Source organism: Oxalobacteraceae bacterium OTU3CAMAD1 (genome assembly GCA_024123915.1).
Classification (GTDB): Bacteria; Pseudomonadota; Gammaproteobacteria; order Burkholderiales; family Burkholderiaceae_D; genus Rugamonas.
In genome coordinates this window covers 6,504,969-6,521,610 of sequence record CP099650.1, presented here as the reverse complement: position 1 = coordinate 6,521,610, position 16,642 = coordinate 6,504,969, and the positions used below count along the sequence as shown (strand labels likewise).

At 67.0% G+C, this 16,642-nt stretch carries 15 protein-coding genes; 7 read left to right on the top strand and 8 right to left on the bottom strand.

Annotated features, from left to right (window positions below):
* The first annotated feature begins 33 nt into the window (after positions 1 to 33).
* The 3 genes from paoA (NHH88_27800) to NHH88_27790 are packed head-to-tail and all read left to right on the top strand — an operon-like array spanning position 34 to position 3,819.
* Positions 34 to 675: an aldehyde dehydrogenase iron-sulfur subunit gene (gene paoA, locus NHH88_27800; GenBank protein USX13418.1), complete on the top strand. Its 642-nt coding sequence runs from the start codon at positions 34 to 36 to the stop codon at positions 673 to 675.
* Positions 672 to 1,625, top strand: coding sequence for a xanthine dehydrogenase family protein subunit M (locus tag NHH88_27795; protein USX13417.1), 954 nt, complete (start codon positions 672 to 674; stop codon positions 1,623 to 1,625). Before paoA (NHH88_27800) ends, NHH88_27795 begins: the two co-directional genes overlap by 4 nt.
* Positions 1,626 to 1,629: 4 nt before the next feature.
* Complete coding sequence (locus tag NHH88_27790; GenBank protein ID USX13416.1) at positions 1,630 to 3,819, top strand: xanthine dehydrogenase family protein molybdopterin-binding subunit; 2,190 nt, start codon at positions 1,630 to 1,632, stop codon at positions 3,817 to 3,819.
* Positions 3,820 to 3,822: 3 nt separating this feature from the next.
* Here the strand turns inward: NHH88_27790 and NHH88_27785 are convergent, their stop codons facing one another.
* Together NHH88_27785 and NHH88_27780 are read right to left on the bottom strand one after the other, a co-directional pair.
* Entirely contained in the window at positions 3,823 to 4,233 is a 411-nt protein-coding gene (locus tag NHH88_27785) for a nuclear transport factor 2 family protein (GenBank protein USX13415.1), read from the bottom strand.
* 9 nt (positions 4,234 to 4,242) lie between these two features.
* On the bottom strand, positions 4,243 to 5,019 hold the full coding sequence (locus NHH88_27780) for a 3-oxoacyl-ACP reductase FabG (GenBank protein USX13414.1): 777 nt from the start codon (positions 5,017 to 5,019) through the stop codon (positions 4,243 to 4,245).
* A gap of 111 nt (positions 5,020 to 5,130) precedes the next feature.
* Between NHH88_27780 and NHH88_27775 the strand changes: the two genes are divergently transcribed.
* Positions 5,131 to 6,054, top strand: a complete 924-nt coding sequence (locus tag NHH88_27775) for a LysR substrate-binding domain-containing protein (protein USX13413.1) — start codon at positions 5,131 to 5,133, stop codon at positions 6,052 to 6,054.
* Positions 6,055 to 6,171: 117 nt separating this feature from the next.
* Here the strand turns inward: NHH88_27775 and katG are convergent, their stop codons facing one another.
* Together katG and NHH88_27765 are read right to left on the bottom strand one after the other, a co-directional pair.
* The gene (katG, locus tag NHH88_27770; protein ID USX13412.1) at positions 6,172 to 8,415 is read right to left on the bottom strand and encodes a catalase/peroxidase HPI; all 2,244 of its coding nucleotides are present in this window, start codon (positions 8,413 to 8,415) and stop codon (positions 6,172 to 6,174) included.
* Positions 8,416 to 8,532: 117 nt separating this feature from the next.
* Positions 8,533 to 9,582, bottom strand: a complete 1,050-nt coding sequence (locus NHH88_27765) for an NAD(P)-dependent alcohol dehydrogenase (GenBank protein USX13411.1) — start codon at positions 9,580 to 9,582, stop codon at positions 8,533 to 8,535.
* Between the two features lie 167 nt (positions 9,583 to 9,749).
* Here NHH88_27765 and NHH88_27760 point away from each other — a divergent pair, with 167 nt between their 5' ends.
* On the top strand, positions 9,750 to 10,679 hold the full coding sequence (locus NHH88_27760) for an AraC family transcriptional regulator (protein USX13410.1): 930 nt from the start codon (positions 9,750 to 9,752) through the stop codon (positions 10,677 to 10,679).
* A gap of 32 nt (positions 10,680 to 10,711) precedes the next feature.
* Here the strand turns inward: NHH88_27760 and NHH88_27755 are convergent, their stop codons facing one another.
* From NHH88_27755 to paoA (NHH88_27745), 3 genes are read right to left on the bottom strand one after another with little or no spacing between them, the layout of a single operon-like run.
* Positions 10,712 to 12,922 carry a xanthine dehydrogenase family protein molybdopterin-binding subunit gene (locus NHH88_27755; GenBank protein ID USX13409.1) on the bottom strand — a complete coding sequence of 737 codons (2,211 nt, stop codon included), beginning with the start codon at positions 12,920 to 12,922 and terminating at the stop codon, positions 10,712 to 10,714.
* Entirely contained in the window at positions 12,919 to 13,878 is a 960-nt protein-coding gene (locus NHH88_27750; GenBank protein USX13408.1) for a xanthine dehydrogenase family protein subunit M, read from the bottom strand. The genes NHH88_27755 and NHH88_27750 overlap by 4 nt, the downstream gene beginning before the upstream one ends.
* A complete protein-coding gene (gene paoA / locus NHH88_27745; protein ID USX13407.1) occupies positions 13,875 to 14,513 on the bottom strand; it encodes an aldehyde dehydrogenase iron-sulfur subunit in 639 nt (212 codons plus the stop codon). The genes NHH88_27750 and paoA (NHH88_27745) overlap by 4 nt, the downstream gene beginning before the upstream one ends.
* Before the next feature lie 215 nt (positions 14,514 to 14,728).
* On the opposite strand from paoA (NHH88_27745), the gene NHH88_27740 reads away from it, so the two are divergent.
* Positions 14,729 to 15,631 (top strand): AraC family transcriptional regulator, encoded by a 903-nt coding sequence (locus NHH88_27740; protein USX13406.1) that lies wholly within the window; start codon positions 14,729 to 14,731, stop codon positions 15,629 to 15,631.
* A gap of 21 nt (positions 15,632 to 15,652) precedes the next feature.
* Here NHH88_27740 and NHH88_27735 read toward each other — a convergent pair whose 3' ends face one another.
* Positions 15,653 to 15,862 carry a DUF2945 domain-containing protein gene (locus NHH88_27735; protein USX13405.1) on the bottom strand — a complete coding sequence of 70 codons (210 nt, stop codon included), beginning with the start codon at positions 15,860 to 15,862 and terminating at the stop codon, positions 15,653 to 15,655.
* Positions 15,863 to 15,976: 114 nt separating this feature from the next.
* Between NHH88_27735 and NHH88_27730 the strand changes: the two genes are divergently transcribed.
* Positions 15,977 to 16,585 carry a TetR/AcrR family transcriptional regulator gene (locus NHH88_27730; GenBank protein ID USX13404.1) on the top strand — a complete coding sequence of 203 codons (609 nt, stop codon included), beginning with the start codon at positions 15,977 to 15,979 and terminating at the stop codon, positions 16,583 to 16,585.
* Positions 16,586 to 16,642: the final 57 nt, after the last annotated feature.

Genomic DNA, 16,642 nt, shown 5'->3' with positions numbered 1-16,642 from the left:
ACGCTTTTTCACCTGAACACAGATCGGAACCCCATGGACAATTCCAGCGAGATCAAGATAACCCGGCGCGAGCTGCTGATCGCCGGCGCGGTGTCGGCGACGGCGGTGGCAGTGCCACTGGCGCATGCCCAGGAGCGCGTGGCCACGGATTTCAGCAACGCCCCCTTCATTACCAAGGTATCGTTGCGCGTCAACGACAAGCCGCACACGCTGCACCTGGATACGCGCACCACCTTGCTCGACGCCTTGCGCGAACACCTGCACCTGACCGGCACCAAGAAGGGCTGCGACCACGGTCAGTGCGGCGCCTGCACGGTGATGGTCGACGGCCGCCGCATCAACTCCTGTCTCACTCTGGCGGTGATGCACGAGGGTGCGCAGGTCACCACCATCGAAGGCGTGGGCCAGCAGGACAAGCTGCATCCGATGCAGGCGGCGTTCATCAAGCATGATGGCTACCAATGCGGCTACTGCACGCCGGGACAAATCTGTTCGGCCATCGCGGTGCTCGATGAAATCAAGCAGGGCATCCCGAGCCATGTCAGCCCGTCGCTGACCGTGCGTCCGCTGTTCAGCGCCGACGAAATCCGCGAACGCATGAGCGGCAATATCTGCCGCTGCGGCGCCTACGCCAACATCCTCGACGCCATCGTCGAAGTGGGAGGTGCGGCATGAAGGTCTTCACCTATCAGCGCGCCGGAACGCCGGTGGAGGCAGCCGTCGCGGCGGCCACGGTTCCAGGCGCCCGCTTCATCGCCGGCGGCACCAATCTGCTGGACCTGATGAAGCTCGAGATCGAAACGCCGGCACATCTGGTCGATGTCAACGGCCTGGGTCTGGACAAGATCGAGCCGACCGCCGAAGGCGGCCTGCGCATCGGCGCGCTGGTGCGCAACACCGAACTGGCGGCCGATGCGACGGTGCGGCGCGACTACGGCGTGCTGTCGCGCGCCTTGCTGGCGGGCGCCTCGGCGCAGCTGCGCAACAAGGCCACCACCGCCGGCAACCTGCTGCAGCGCACCCGCTGCCCTTACTTTTACGACACCAACCAGGCATGCAATAAGCGCCGGCCGGGCAGCGGCTGTTCCGCCATCGGCGGCTTTAGCCGCGCGCACGCCGTCATCGGCGCCAGCGACGCCTGCATCGCCACCCATCCAAGCGACATGGCCATCGCCATGCGCCTGCTCGACGCGCAGGTCGAGACGGTGCGGCCCGACGGCGCCGTGCGCACGATTCCGATCGCCGACTTCCATCGCCTGCCCGGCGCCACGCCGCACATCGAAACGGCGCTGCTGCCGGGTGAATTGATCACCGCCGTCACCTTGTCCAAACCGCTCGGTGGCCAGCACCTGTACCACAAGGTGCGCGACCGCGCCTCGTACGCGTTCGCGCTGGTGTCGGTGGCGCTGGTGGTCCAGCGCGACGGCAGCGGGCGGGTGGCAGTCGGCGGCGTCGCCCACAAGCCGTGGCGGGTGGAGGAGGCCGACCGCTTGCTGCCGCGCGGCGCCGGCGCTGTCGCCGAACGCCTGCTGCAAGGGGCGCGCACGACCGAGGAAAACGCCTTCAAGATCCCGCTGGTGCAACGCACGCTCGCCGCCATGCTGGCCGACGCGAAGAAAGGGTAATGCCATGAAATTCGATAAAGCCGCCACTACCAATCCGATCGACCAGCTCAAGGTCGTCGGCCGCCCGCACAACCGCATCGACGGCGCGCTCAAGACCACCGGCGCGGCCACCTACGCGTACGAGCAGCACAAGGCCGCGCCCAACGCCGCCTACGGCTGCGTCATCGGCGCGGCCATCGCCAAGGGCCGCATCGAGTCGATGGACCTGACCGAGGCACGCCGCGCGCCCGGCGTGATCGCCATCGTCACCGCCGAATCGGCGGGCAAGCTAGGCAAGGGCAATTTCAACACCGCCAAGCTGCTGGGCGGGCCGAATATCGAGCACTATCACCAGGCCATCGGGCTGGTGGTGGCCGAGAGCTTCGAGCAGGCCCGCTCGGCCGCGCAGCTGGTCAAGGTCAAATATGCCGAGCAAAAGGGGAAATACGACCTGGCCGCCGTCAGGGGCTCCGCCACCTTGCCCAAGGACGCCCCGCCGGCCATCGGCGACTTCGCCGGCGTTTACGCCGACGCGCCGGTGCGGCTGGATGCCGAGTACACCACGCCCGGCAACACGCACGCGATGATGGAGCCGTACGCGTCGATCGCGGCGTGGAAGGGCGACCAGCTCACCGTGTGGACCTCGAACCAGATGATCGACTGGACCCGCACCGACCTGGCCACCACCTTGGGCATACCCAAGGAGAAGGTGCGCCTGGTGTCGCCGTTCATCGGCGGAGGCTTCGGCGGCAAGTTGTTCCTGCGTTCGGACGCCGTGCTGGCCGCGCTGGGGGCGCGGGCCGCCAAGCGGCCGGTCAAGGTGGCGTTGAGCCGCCCGTTCATCGCCAACAACACCACGCACCGGGCCTCGACGATCCAGCGCATCCGCATCGGCGCCACGCGCGACGGCGCCATCACCGCGATCGCCCACGAGACGTGGACCGGCAACCTGCCCGGCGGCAGTCCGGAGGACGCGGTCCAGCAAACCCGCCTGCTTTACGCCGGCGCCAACCGCTTGATGGCCACGCGTATGGCGTTGCTCGATCTGCCCGAAGCCAACGCCATGCGCGCGCCGGGCGAGGCGCCCGGCCTGATGGCGCTGGAGATCGCGATGGATGAAATGGCCGAGAAGCTGAAGATCGACCCGGTGCGCTTCCGCATCATCAACGACACCAAGGTCGATCCGGAAAAGAAGGACCGGCACTTTTCGCAGCGCAGCCTGATCGAATGCCTGCGCACCGGCGCCGAGCGCTTCGGCTGGAAGAATCGCCAGGCGCAGCCGGGCAAGACGCGCGACGGCCGCTGGCTGGTCGGCGTGGGCGTGGCTGCCGCCTTCCGCAACAACCTGTTGCTGAAGTCCGGCGCGCGCGTGCGGCTCGACCGCGACGGCCGCGTGACGGTGGAAACCGACATGACCGATATCGGCACCGGCAGCTACACCATCATCGCCCAGACGGCGGCGGAGATGCTGGGCGTGGGCATGGACAAGGTGAGCGTGCGCCTGGGCGACTCGGCGTTCCCGGTGTCGTCGGGTTCCGGCGGCCAGTTCGGCGCCAACTGCTCGACGGCCGGCGTCTACGCGGCCTGCGTCAAGCTGCGCGAGGCGGTGGTCCAGCGCCTGGGCCTGGGCGCCGGCGAGGCGCTGTTCGCCGACGGCCAGGTGCGGGTCGGCGCGCGCACCGCACCCTTGGGGCGGGCGGCGGAAAGCGGCGAGATCGTCGTGGAGGACAGCATGGAGTTCGGCGACCTGGATAAGAAATTCCAGCAATCGACGTTCGGCGCGCATTTCGTCGAGGTGGGCGTCGACGCCGCCACCGGCGAGGTGCGCGTGCGGCGCATGTTGGCCGTGTGCGCGGCGGGCCGCATTCTCAATCCGAAGACCGCGCGCAGCCAGGTGATCGGCGCGATGACGATGGGCGTGGGTTCGGCGCTGATGGAGGAGCTGGTGGTCGACAAGCGCGCCGGCTTCTTCGTCAACCACGACCTGGCTGGCTACGAGGTGCCGGTGCATGCCGACATCCCGAAGCAGGAGGTGATCTTCCTCGACGAGACCGACCCGCTGTCGTCGCCGATGAAGGCCAAGGGGATCGGCGAACTGGGTCTGTGCGGCGTCGGCGCGGCGATCGCCAACGCCGTCTACAACGCCACCGGCGTGCGGGTAAGGGATTATCCGGTCACGCTGGACAAGCTTCTTCCAGGCCTGCCACCTGTATAAACGTCAGTTCTTACTCCCCTTGGCGTGTTTGAGCTGGCGATCGAAATCGGCCGGATCGAAGTAATCGCGCCAAACGGTGATCTCGCCGTTTTCAACGGTGACCGTGCCCATGACCGGCAAGGTAATGGTGCCGCCGTTCTTGTGGCGGAAGATGTCGATCCGCTCGTTCAGGACGACGTTGCCGGCCGCCGCGATATGCGTCACCTGCCAGTCGACCAGGAAGTCGGTGCCGATGCCGAAGCCGCGATGGAACGCTTCGACCCCGGCGCGGCCGACGATGTCGGGGAAGGGCACGTTGTCGTACAGGACGTCCTCGGACAACATCGCCAGCGCCTCGTCGATACGGTTGGCGCTCCAGTGCGCGAAGAAGGTTTCGGCGATTTGCACCGGGTCGTTGGTTAGGCTGGTGTTCACGTTCTCTCCTTAAGCGATCTGGCCGCCGTCGACGTTCAGGGTGGCGCCGGTGATGTAGCTGGCGTCCGGGCCTGCCAGGAAGGCGACGGCGGCGGCGATTTCCTCCGGCCGGCCATAGCGGCCCAGCGCGGCCATGTTTTTCAGCGTCTCGGCGAAGTCGCCGTTATCCGGATTCATCTCGGTGTCGATGGCGCCGGGCTGGATCACGTTGACGGTGATATTACGCGCACCGAGGTCGCGCGCCCAGCCACGGGTGTAGGCCGCCACCGCCGCCTTCGAGGCGACATAGTCGGCCACGCCGGGGAAGGCGATGCGGTCGGCGCCCGTGGTGCCGATCGATACCACGCGGCCGCCATCGGCCATCAACGGGACGGCGGCGCGCACGGCGGCGGCCACACCTTTGACGTTGACGTCGATCTGGCGCGCGAAGCCGGCCAGGTCGGCCTCAGGATCGTCCACCTTGCCGGTGACGAACACCCCGGCCGAATTGACCAGGATGTCGAGACGGCCGAAATGGGCGTGCGCCTGTTTGACCATCGCCGACACCTCGTCGGCCTTGGCCTGGTCGGCGCGGATGGCCAGCGCCTGGCCGCCGAGCGCCTCGATTTCAGCGACCACCTGGCTTGCGCGGTCCGGCGAGGCGGCGTAGCTGAAGGCGACCCTGGCGCCATCGCGGGCCAGGCGTTTGACGATGGCCGCGCCGATGCCGCGCGAACCGCCGGTGACGATGGCGACTTTGCCTTGCAACGGCAGGTTGGCGATGATGGTGTTGGTGGTGGTGTTCATGATGTTTTCCTTGAAGTGGTTTGTCGATGGATCTACTATCCGCCTTTTATTACCCTTTGATTAGTGCGGAATAGCTTTAAATATTTTCAAGTATTGGTATAAGATCGATGCATGGAAACTCTCAGCAATCTCGAATGTTTTGTGCGGGCGGCCGAAGCGGCCAGCTTTTCGGAGGCCGCGCGGCGGCTTGGCTTGACGCCGGCGGCGGTCAGCCGCAATGTCGCCATGCTGGAAAAGAACCTCGGCGCGCGCCTGTTCCAGCGCTCCACCCGGCGCTTGCACCTGACCGAGGCCGGCGAACGGCTGCTCGCCGGCATAGGCGCCAATCTCGACGGCTTGCAAGCGGCGCTGGCGGACGTCTCGACCGAACAGCAACGGCCGACCGGCATTCTGAAGGTGAGCCTGGCGCCTAACTTCGGCATCGGCTATGTGCTGCCGCAGCTTCCGGCATTTCTGGCGCGCTATCCCGGCATACGGCCGGAATGGCATCTGGAGAACCGCCAGGTCGACCTGATCGGCGAGGGCTATGATGCCGCCATCGGTGGCGGCTTTCACCTCAATCCCGGCGTGGTGGCGCGCGCGCTGGCGCCTGCCCATCTGGTGGCCGTGGCCGCGCCGTCGTGGTTGGCCGGACGCGCCGTGCCGTCGCACCCGAGTGAGCTGGCCGGCGCCGAGGCGGTCGGCATGCGCTTTTTGCAAAGCGGCCGTTTGCGCGACTGGACCATGCGTAATGTGGCGGGGGAGGAGGCGGGGCTGGAACTGCGCCCGCTGGCGGTGCTGAGCGATCCGCAGGCCGTGTGCGCGGCGGCGGTGATGGGTGTCGGCGTGGCGGTGCTGGCGATGTCGGACGTGCTGGAGGCCCTGCGGCAGGGTACGCTGGTGCGCTTGCTGCCGGAGTGGTATGTCGATGCGGGGATGATCTCGCTGTACTATCCGAGCCGCACGCAGTTGCCGGCCAAGACGCGGGCTTTTGTCGATTTCGTCGTGGAGGCGTTTGAGCGCGAGGCGTTGGCGAGTCAGTTGTCGGGAAGTTGATTACGTATTTACGCAGGGCGGATTAGCGCGCAGCGCGTAATCCGCCATGAGCCGCCGACGGCGCATGCATGGCGGATTACGGCGTTCCGCCTAATCCGCCCTACGTGTCTCCTCAACTTAGCCCAGGCCGGTGCCCAGGTTCATCACCTTCGCCCATGCTGCCACGAAGTCGCCAATGAACTGCTGCTGGCCGTCGGCGCTGCCGTATACCTCGGCGACGGCGCGCAACTGCGCGTTCGAGCCGAACACCAGGTCGGCGCGGCTGGCGGTCCATTTGACGGCGCCGGTTTTACGGTCGCGGCCTTCGAAAGCGTCCGCCGCGCGCGAGGTCGGCGCCCACACCGTGGACATGTCGAGCAGGTTGACGAAGAAGTCGTTGCTCAAAGTTCCGATGCGCGTGGTGAACTCGCCCTGTTTGGACGACGCCACGTTCGCGCCCAGCGCGCGCAGGCCGCCGACCAACGCGGTCAGCTCCGGCACGGTCAAGGTCAGCAACTGCGCACGGTCGACCAGCATCGCCTCGGCCGGCACGGCATAGCGCTCCTTCTGGAAGCTACGGAAACCATCGGCGAACGGCTCCATCGCTTCGAACGATTCGGCGTCGGTCTGCTCCTGCGTCGCGTCGGTGCGGCCCGGCGTGAACGGCACCGACACCGAGGCGCCGGCCTGCTTGGCCGCTTGCTCGATACCGGCCGCGCCGGCCAGCACGATCAGATCGGCCAGCGATACGCGCTTGCCGCCGGCGTTGAACGCGCCCTGGATGCCTTCCAGCTTCGCCAACACCTTGCCCAGTTGCTCCGGCTGATTCACCGGCCAATCCTTTTGCGGCGCCAGGCGCACGCGTGCGCCATTCGAGCCGCCGCGCAGGTCCGAGCCGCGATAGGTCGAGGCGGACGCCCACGCCGTCGAAACCAGTTCCGACACCGTCAGGCCCGAGGCCAGGATCTGCGCCTTGAGCGCGGCGATGTCCTGCGCGTCGACCAGCGGATGGTCGACCGCCGGCACCGGGTCTTGCCAGATGAAGTCTTCGGCCGGCACTTCCGGGCCGAGGTAGCGCGCCTTCGGTCCCATGTCGCGGTGGGTCAGTTTGAACCACGCGCGCGCGAAGGCGTCGGCGAATTCGGCCGGGTTGGCCAGGTAGCGGCGCGAGATTTTTTCGTAGGCCGGATCGAAGCGCAGCGACAGGTCGGTCGTCAGCATCGTCGGCAGCAGTTTTTTCGACGGGTCGTGCGCGTGCGGAATGGTCGCCTCGGCGCCCTTGGCGACCCATTGGTGGGCGCCGGCCGGGCTCTTGGTCAGTTCCCATTCAAAGCCGAACAGGTGCTCGAAGAAGTCGTTGCTCCACTGCGCCGGCGTCTTGGTCCAGGTCACTTCCAGGCCGCTGGTGATGGTGTCGCCGGCGTTGCCGGTGCCGAATTTGTTGTGCCAGCCGAAGCCCTGGGCGGCGATGTCGGCGCCTTCCGGTTCGGCGCCGACGTTGTCGGCCGGGGCCGCGCCGTGCGTTTTGCCGAAGCTGTGGCCGCCGGCGATCAGGGCCACGGTTTCCTCGTCGTTCATCGCCATGCGGGCGAAGGTGTCGCGGATGTCGCGCGCCGCCAGCACCGGATCGGGATTGCCGTCCGGGCCTTCCGGGTTCACGTAGATCAGGCCCATCTGCACCGCGGCCAGCGGATTCTCCAGGTTGCGGGTGTGGACGTCGCCGTCGGCGTCGTCGTCGGTCACCAGCACGCCGCCGGCCTTGGCCACGCCGTCGCTGCCATGGGCGTAGCGCACGTCGCCGGCCAGCCAGGTGGTCTCACGGCCCCAGTAGACGTCCTGGTCCGGTTCCCACGTGTCGACCCGGCCGCCGCCGAAACCGAGTGTCTTGAAACCCATCGTTTCGAGCGCGACGTTGCCTGTCAAAATCATCAGGTCGGCCCACGAGATCTTGCGGCCGTATTTTTGCTTGATCGGCCAGATCAGGCGGCGCGCCTTGTCCAGGCTGACGTTGTCCGGCCAGCTGTTGAGTGGAGCGAAACGTTGCTGGCCCCGGCGCGCGCCGCCGCGGCCGTCGCCGGTGCGGTAGGTGCCGGCGCTGTGCCAGGCCATGCGGATGAACAGGCCGCCGTAGTGGCCGAAATCGGCCGGCCACCAGTCCTGCGAATCGGTCATCAGCGCGGCCAGGTCTTTCTTCACGGCTGCGAGGTCGAGACTGTTGAACTCCCTGGCGTAGTCGAAGTTCGCGCCCATCGGGTCGGACTTGGTCGAGTGCTGCAGCAGCAGGTCCAGCCGCAGCTGGTCGGGCCACCAGTCGGCGTTGGCGGTGCCGGCGCCGGTGGCCTGGCTGAACGGACATTTGGCTGCGTGATTCTCGGTGCTCATGCGGGGACTCCTCATCGGTTGGGGGAAGGCCACGCCATCATATTCCGGTTCGCACGAGATTGCTTGAAAGATTGAAATATTGGCGGGACAACCTCCCGTTCGGGAGGGATTTAAGGGTCAGACCGTCAAGGTGGCGGTGTCGATCACGAAACGGTAGCGCACGTCGCCCTTGAGCATGCGCTCGTAGGATTCGTTGATCTGGTCGGCCCGCACCAGTTCGATGTCGGCGACGATGCCGTGCTCGGCGCAGAAGTCCAGCATCTCCTGGGTTTCCGGGATGCCGCCGATCATCGAGCCGGCGATCGAGCGCCGCTTCATGAGCAGATTGAAGACGTTGGGCGATGGATGTGGCGTCGCCGGCGCGCCCACCAGGGCCATGGTGCCGTCGCGCTTGAGCAGCACCAGCAGGGCGTCGAGGTCGTGCGGCGCCGCCACCGTGTTGAGGATGAAGTCGAAGCTCTTGGCGTGGGCCGCCATCTCGTCGGCGTTTTTCGAGACGACCACCTCGTCGGCGCCCAGCTGGATCGCCGCTTCGCGTTTCGAATCGGAGGTGGTGAAGGCCACCACGTGGGCGCCCATCGCGTGGGCCAGCTTGATGCCCATGTGGCCCAGGCCACCGATGCCGACCACGCCGATTTTCTTGCCGGGACCGGCGTTCCAGTGGCGCAGCGGCGAGTAGGTGGTGATGCCGGCGCACAGCAGCGGCGCGACGGCGGCCAGCTGTTCCTCCGGATGGCGCACCTTCAGCACGAAGCGCTCGTGCACGACGATTTTCTCCGAATAGCCGCCCAGGGTCCAACCCGGCGCGTCCGGCGTGGGAAAGTTGTAGGTGCCGATCATGCCGTCGCAATAATTTTCAAGTCCGTCGTCGCAATCGGCGCAATGCTGGCAGCTGTCGACCAGGCAGCCGACGCCGACCAGGTCGCCGACCTGGTGGCCGGTGACGTGCGCGCCGACGGCCGACACGCGGCCGACGATCTCGTGGCCCGGTACGCACGGGTACTGCGTGCCGGCCCATTCGGCGCGCACCTGGTGCAGGTCGGAGTGGCAGATGCCGCAAAAGGCGATGTCGATCAGGACATCGTGGGCGCCCGGGGCGCGGCGGGTGATGGCCAGCGTTTCGAGCGGCTTGTCGGCGGCGTGGGCGCCGTAGGCGTGTACTTGCATGGGAAGACTCCTTGGTGCGTTTGAACAGATGGACATTTTCCGTGTCTGGGCGTTCGATCGGTAGCCCGTTCCGCCGGATTTCTTGCCTGATTCGGCGGCGGCGCGGTCTTTTGGTAGTCAGCGGCCTGCCCGGGAAGCTAGAATCGTGCAGGGAGGATGTGAGTGGAATGAGATCGACAGACGACATGGCGGCGCCGCGCGGCGCGCATCAGCGGGCGCTGGCCCGCATCATTGAAGGTCGGCTGTGCGGCAGCGGCGACTACGAGACGGCGATTCCGCACCTGCGCTTTTTCAGGCGCGACGAGGCCGCGCCGCCGACCGTGTGCATGGTCGAGCCGAGCATCGTGTTCGTCGCGCAGGGGGCCAAGCGCCTGTGGGTCGGCGGCGAGGGATACATGTATGACAGCTCGCGGCTGCTGGTGACGTCGCTGGACTTGCCGGCCGGCTCGGAGGTGCTGACGGCCAGCGCGGAGCAGCCATGCGTGGGGCTGGCGTTGAAGCTCGATATGCGGGTGCTCGCGGAACTGATCGCCCAGGGCGGGCTGCCGGCACCGGACGGGGCGGCCGCCGGCGCCGGCATGGGGCTTGGCATGGCGACCGCGGATATCCTGGCGCCTCTCGAGCGGCTGCTGGCATTGCTGGACGACCCTGCCGCGATTCCGGTGATCGCGCCGTTGATACAGCGCGAGATTTACTACCGGTTGCTGCGGGGAGATCAGGCGGGGCGCCTGCGGCGGATCACGGCGGTGGACAGCCAGGGGCACCGCATCACCAAGGCCATCGACTGGCTGAAAACGAATTTCACGCAGTCGCTGCGGGTCGAGGATCTGGCGGCGCGGGTGCAGATGAGCGCGACCACGTTCCACCAGCATTTTCGCCAGTTGACCGCCATGAGTCCCTTGCAGTACCAGAAGTGGCTCAGATTGAACGAAGCGAAGCGCCTGATGCTGAACGAGGACCTGGATGCCGCCAGCGCGGCCTACAAGGTGGGCTACGAAAGCCCGTCCCAGTTCAGCCGCGAGTACAGCCGCCTGTACGGAATGTCGCCCAAGCGCGACATCATGGTGATGCGCGGCCGGGCCGCCGACGGAGTGTAACCCTGGCGGTGGTCACGCTACACGCCGTCGCTTTACGCCACCTTGGGTAACTTGCCGATCAACTTATCCAGTGTGATCGGATACTCCCGCACCCGTATTCCGGTGGCGTTGTACACCGCGTTGGCGATGGCCGCAGCCACGCCGCTGATCCCCAGTTCGCCCACGCCCTTCGCCTTCAACGGCCCGGCGGTGGCGTCGGCCTCGTCGAGGAAGATGGCGTCCAGGTGCGGAATGTCGGCGTGCACCGGCACCTCGTATCCGGCCAGATCATGGTTGACGAAGTAGCCGACACGCTTGTCGATCACCATGTCTTCCATCAGCGCGGCGCCGGCGCCCATCGTCATGCCGCCGATGATCTGGCTGCGCGCCGTCTTCGGATTGATGATGCGCCCCGCCGCGCATACGGCCAGCATGCGCCGGATGCGGATCTCGCCGGTGTACGCGTCCACCGCCACTTCGGCGAAGTGCGCGCCGAAGGTCTGCTGCGCGAAGCGCTGGGCCAGGTCGCCGTACTCCATCTTGTCCTCCCCAACCAGCTCGCGCTCGCGCGCGGCGGACTGCAAGGCCACGCTGCGCCCGCCCCATTTGACCTGGCCCTGGGCGAAGGTGGCGTCGGCCACGTTGAAGCCGAGCTGCTTTGCCACCGCCTCCCGCAGCTGGACGCAGGCGGCGTAAACGCCGGCCGTCGACGACGCCGCGCCCCACTGGCCGCCGGAACCGGCCGACTCCGGAAAGCGCGAGTCGCCCAGGCGCACCACCACCTGGTCCAGCGCCACGCCCATCATCTCGGCGGCGGTCTGCGCGATGATGGTGTAGCTGCCGGTGCCGATATCGGTCATGTCGGTTTCCACCGTCACCACGCCGCGCTTGTCCAGTCGCACGCGCGCGCCCGAGGTCATGACCGGCGCGCCACGGATGGCGGCGGCCACGCCGTAGCCGATCAGCCAGCGCCCGTCGCGCCGGCTGGCCGGACGTTCAGGGCGCCGGCTCCAGCCGAAACGCTCCGCGCCGGTGTTCAGGCAGGCGATCAGCTGGCGCTGCGAGAACGGACGTTTCGGGTCTTCCGGGTCGACCTGCGTATCATTGCGGACCCTGAATGCGATCGGGTCGAGCTTCAGCTTTTCGGCCAGTTCGTCCATGGCGATTTCCAGCGCCATCATGCCCGGCGCCTCGCCCGGCGCGCGCATGGCGCTGCCTTCGGCCAGATCGAGCTGCGCCAGTTTCAGTTGCGTCATGCGGTTGGCGCCCGCGTACAGCAATCGGGTGGGGGCGGTGGCCGCCTCCGGGCGACCGCCGGCGATGTTGCCCGACCAGCTCTCGTGGCCGATGGCGACGATGTCGCCCGCCGCCGTGGCGCCGATGCGGATGCGCTGTATCGTCGCCGGCCGGTGGGTGGCGTTGTTGAACATGAGGGGACGCTGCAGTGCCACCTTGACCGGACGTTTGGCGGCGCGGGCGCCCAGCGACGCCAGCACGGCGTCGCACAAGATCGTGCCCTTGCCGCCGAAGCCGCCGCCGATGTACGGCGACACCAGGCGGATGTTTTCAACCTCGATGCCCAGCGTCTTGGCCAGGTCGCGCCTGCCCCAGTTGACTTGCTGGATCGCGGTCCACAGCGTCAGCTGGTCGCCGCTCCAGGCGGCGATGGTGGCGTGCGGCTCCATCATCGCGTGGGCCTGGTCCGGCGTGGTGTAGGTGGCGTCGAGCTTGACGGCCGCGCCGGCGTAGGCGCCGGCGAAATCGCCGATGCCCGTTTGCGCCGGCGGCCGGAACTTGCCCGGCTTCGGCGGCTGTGCCCCGTCCCTTGCGGCCTCCAGGTCGAAGGCGCCGGCGCTGCGGGTGTAGCGCACGTTAATCAGGCTGGCCGCCGCCCGCGCCTGTTCGAAGGTCTCGGCCACCACCAGCGCGACCGCCTGGTGATAGTGGTCGACGGCGGGACCGGCCAGTGCGCGGTCGGCATAGAACTCACCCTTGTCGAGCTTGCCGGCGTTGTCGGCGGTGACCACCGCCAGCACGCCTGGCGCGGCTTGGGCGCGGGCGGTGTCGATGCTGTCGATGCGGCCTTTGGCGATGGCCGCGCCCAGCACATAGCCGTAGGCCGCGCCGGGCGCCGCCGCGTGCTGCTCGTAGGCGTAGGTGGCGGTGCCGGTGACCTTGAGCAGGCCTTCGACGCGGTCGACCGGTTTGCCGACCACGCGCAACTGGTCGATGGGATTGGTGGTGGCGGGTTTATCGAATTTCATGACTTGGCCTTTCCGCCATCGGCGATGATCGATTGCAGCGTGCGTTCGGCCAGGGCGACCTTGAACGCGTTCTCCTTGGTGGGGGCGGCCTTGCCGAGCAGGCTCGCGATGACGGCGCGCGCGCCCTGGGGCAGGGCGGCGTCGCCGGCCGCGCTGCGCCAGGGCTGGTGCGCCACGCCGCCCAGCGCCACGCGGCCGCTACCGTCGGGTTGGACGATCGCCGCCACCGACACCAGCGCGAACGCATAGGAGGCGCGGTCGCGCACCTTTTGATAGTGGTGGCGTCCGCCGACAGGGGCCGGCAGCACCACCGCCGTAATCAATTCGCCTGGTTGCAGCGTGTTCTCCAGGTGGGGTGTGGCGCCCGGCGGCCGATAGAAGTCGGCGATGGGAATCCGGCGGCCGGCGCCGTCGGCCCGCACCGTCTCGACGACGGCGTCGAGCGCGCGCATGCCGACCGCCATGTCGCTGGGATGGGTGGCGATGCAAGCGTCGCTGGCGCCGACCACGGCCAGTTGCCGGCTATAGCCGCCGATGGCGGAGCAGCCGCTGCCCGGCTGGCGCTTGTTGCACGCCTGGTTGGTGTCGTAGAAGTAGGGGCAGCGGGTGCGCTGCAGCAGGTTGCCGGCCGTCGTGGCCTTGTTGCGCAGCTGCGCCGAGGCCCCGGCCAGCAATGCGCGCGACAGCACCGCGTAGTCGCGCCGCACGGTCGCGTCGGCGGCCAGGTCGGTGTTGCGCACCAGCGCGCCGACGCGCAGGCCGCCTTCGGGCGTCGGCTCGATCTTGTCCAGGCCGATGCCGTTGACGTCTATCAGATGGGCCGGCGTTTCGATTTCCAGCTTCATCAGGTCGAGCAGGTTGGTGCCGCCGGCGATGAAGCGGGCGCCGGGGTTGCGTGCCGCCGCCTCGGCCGCCTCGGCGGGGGTGCGCACGCGCTGATAGGTGAACGCTCTCATGCCTTGCCCTCCGCGACCTCGGTGATCGCCTCGATGATGTTGGAGTAGGCGCCGCAGCGGCAGATATTGCCGCTCATGCGCTCGCGCAGTTCGTCCGCCGTCACGACGGGGATGCTGGTCAGGCTGGCGCTGGCATGGCTGGGCACGCCGCGTTTGATTTCATCCAGGGCGCCGACGGCCGAGCAGATCTGTCCGGGCGTACAGTAGCCGCACTGGAAGCCGTCGTGCTTGACGAAGGCGGCCTGCATCGGGTGCAGCTCGGCCGGCGTCCCCAGGCCCTCGATGGTGGTGATCCGGTCGCCGTCGTGCATCACGGCCAGGGTCAGGCAGGCATTGACGCGGCGGCCGTTGACCAGCACCGTGCAGGCGCCGCACTGGCCGTGGTCGCAGCCTTTCTTGGTGCCGGTCAGGTGCAGATGCTCGCGCAGGGCGTCGAGCAGGGTGACGCGCGTGTCGAGCTCCAGCCGGTGCGTTTTGCCGTTCACTTCGATCGAGGTTGTGGTCATCGACGGCGCTGCGGCAGCGGCGGCGGGCGCGCCGTGCGCGGCGCCCGGCACCATGGTCGCGGCCACGGCCGTCGAACTGGAGACCAGAAAGGTGCGTCGTGTTACGTCGGGGCCGATAAGGCTTTTCATTCGCAAACTCCGTGGTCGGTGGCGGAAACGCGTTCGGGCGTGATTGCCTGATCGCGCAGACCAGTGTGACCGGTTCACCAAGCTGAACGGTATCCCGTTCCTCTAGATTAATTGCCTGATACTCTGTTCCAGCATGTTCCGCTAGCCAGTTGCCACCCGCACTCGGTATCATCGAAACGAAAACAGGGAGGATCACTTTGTCATCTGGCTCATCAGTGGAGAAATCGGTCGACACGCTGTGCGACGCGCTCGCGCGCAAATGCGCGCCATTCGCATTGGCCAAGGAAAATCCCACCATCATTCCCCAGCTGACCCTGTACCGCCACACGGCCGCGACGCAGCCGCTGCCGATCACCTACACGCCCAGCATCGCGCTGGTGGTGCAGGGGAGCAAGCATGTGCACCTGGGGACCAACACCTTCATTTACGACCGCTCGCGGTTTTTGCTGACCTCGATCGAGCTGCCGGTCACCAGCCAGGTGATGGAGGCGAGCGAGGCGGTGCCGTACATGTGCCTGCGGCTGGGACTGGACATGCGCTTGGTGGCCGAGGTGATCGCCGACACCGAGCCCGCCGTCGCCGGTGCGGGAGCGGATTCGTTCGGTATGGAAACAGGCGAGGCGACCGCCGACATCATTGGCGCCTTCGGCCGGCTGATCGACGCGCTCCACACGCCCGGCGACGCGCGTTTTCTTGGTGAACTACTACAGCGGGAAATCATCTACCGGGTGTTGCAAAGCCAGGCGGGAAGCCGGCTGCGCGCGATCGCCACCAGTGGCGACCACAGCCACCGGACCGCCAAGGCGGTGGCCTGGGTGCGCGCCAACTTCACCAAGGCTTTGCGGGTGGAGAACCTGGCGGCGGTGGCCGGCATGGGGGTGTCGACGTTGCATTACCATTTCCGCCGGTTGACGTCGATGAGTCCACTGCAATACCAGAAACAGCTGCGCTTGCAGGAAGCGCGCCGCCGCATGCTGACCGATGGCCTGGACGCCGCCAGCGCCGCCTTCGAGGTTGGCTATGAAAGCGCCAGCCAGTTCAATCGCGAATACAGCCGGGTGTTCGGCCTGTCGCCGATGCGCGACGTGCGCGCGCTGCGCGACCAGGTCGGTATCTGACTTCCACGCCGTTCACGGCGCTCAGATTTTTTTCAACGCGTCGGCCTTGTGCGCCGCCTCGGCGCCGGTCTTGTCGCTGACCACCAGATACTCGGGATGATCCTTCGACGCCGCCACCTCATGCCCCTTGATGTGGGTGGGGGAGGTCAGCTTCTTTTTGACCTTGCCGTGCACCACGCCCTGGGGCGAGTTCCACTGTACTTTGTCGCCTGCCTTCAATTCGTTTGTCATATCGCCGCCCTGTTTGAGTGTTCGGCGATTGAATCATGGTTCTTTTCATCCCTGCGTACGTTACCGCTCAAGAAAACCGTAGACGACTGGTCTAGTTGTGCTATAGTGGCGTCCATGGGCACAACTAACACCTCCGACAACGTCGATGTTCGCGGGAACATCCTAGCCACCGGCCAGCGCATCATGGCGGGCAAGGGATTTTCGGCCGTCGGCCTGAACGAGATCCTCGCCACGGCCGGGGTGCCCAAGGGTTCCTTCTACCATTACTTCGGTTCGAAGGACGCGTTCGGCGAGGCGATGCTCGAAGCGTATTTCGAGGACTATTTGGCCGACATGGACGCGACGCTCGGCCAGTCCGGTTTGACGATGGCGCAGCGCCTGATGAACTACTGGCAGGCGTGGCAGAACTCGCAGTCGTTCTACGATTGCCAGGGCAAGTGCCTGGCCGTCAAGCTGGGTGCCGAAGTGGCGGACTTGTCCGAGGCGATGCGGTTGTCGTTGAAGCGCGGCACGGCCGGCATCGTCGGCAGGTTGGCCGGCGCGATCGAGGCCGGCGTGGCCGAGGGATCGTTGTCCATCGACGGCGATGTCGAGGAAACGGCGCACAGCCTGTATCAGCTGTGGCTGGGCGCCAGCGTGATGGTGAAGATCGTGCGGGACACCACCCCGTTCGAGTCCGCGCTGCGGACCACAAAGCAGATTTTGCATTTACCTGTTGGGTAATCGGCTTTGAACCCGCAAGGCCAGGCGGGGTCGTACCCGCAGGGTACGACCCCCAAG

What these genes read in the sequence shown, in the direction of transcription:
- paoA (USX13418.1), top strand. Translation starts at nt 34, where the DNA reads ATGGACAATTCCAGCGAGATCAAGATAACCCGGCGCGAGCTGCTGATC.
- NHH88_27795 (USX13417.1), top strand. Translation starts at nt 672, where the DNA reads ATGAAGGTCTTCACCTATCAGCGCGCCGGAACGCCGGTGGAGGCAGCC.
- NHH88_27790 (USX13416.1), top strand. Translation starts at nt 1,630, where the DNA reads ATGAAATTCGATAAAGCCGCCACTACCAATCCGATCGACCAGCTCAAG.
- NHH88_27780 (USX13414.1), bottom strand. Translation starts at nt 5,019, where the DNA reads ATGAACACCACCACCAACACCATCATCGCCAACCTGCCGTTGCAAGGC.
- NHH88_27775 (USX13413.1), top strand. Translation starts at nt 5,131, where the DNA reads ATGGAAACTCTCAGCAATCTCGAATGTTTTGTGCGGGCGGCCGAAGCG.
- katG (USX13412.1), bottom strand. Translation starts at nt 8,415, where the DNA reads ATGAGCACCGAGAATCACGCAGCCAAATGTCCGTTCAGCCAGGCCACC.
- NHH88_27765 (USX13411.1), bottom strand. Translation starts at nt 9,582, where the DNA reads ATGCAAGTACACGCCTACGGCGCCCACGCCGCCGACAAGCCGCTCGAA.
- NHH88_27760 (USX13410.1), top strand. Translation starts at nt 9,750, where the DNA reads ATGAGATCGACAGACGACATGGCGGCGCCGCGCGGCGCGCATCAGCGG.
- NHH88_27755 (USX13409.1), bottom strand. Translation starts at nt 12,922, where the DNA reads ATGAAATTCGATAAACCCGCCACCACCAATCCCATCGACCAGTTGCGC.
- NHH88_27750 (USX13408.1), bottom strand. Translation starts at nt 13,878, where the DNA reads ATGAGAGCGTTCACCTATCAGCGCGTGCGCACCCCCGCCGAGGCGGCC.
- paoA (USX13407.1), bottom strand. Translation starts at nt 14,513, where the DNA reads ATGAAAAGCCTTATCGGCCCCGACGTAACACGACGCACCTTTCTGGTC.
- NHH88_27735 (USX13405.1), bottom strand. Translation starts at nt 15,862, where the DNA reads ATGACAAACGAATTGAAGGCAGGCGACAAAGTACAGTGGAACTCGCCC.
- NHH88_27730 (USX13404.1), top strand. Translation starts at nt 15,977, where the DNA reads ATGGGCACAACTAACACCTCCGACAACGTCGATGTTCGCGGGAACATC.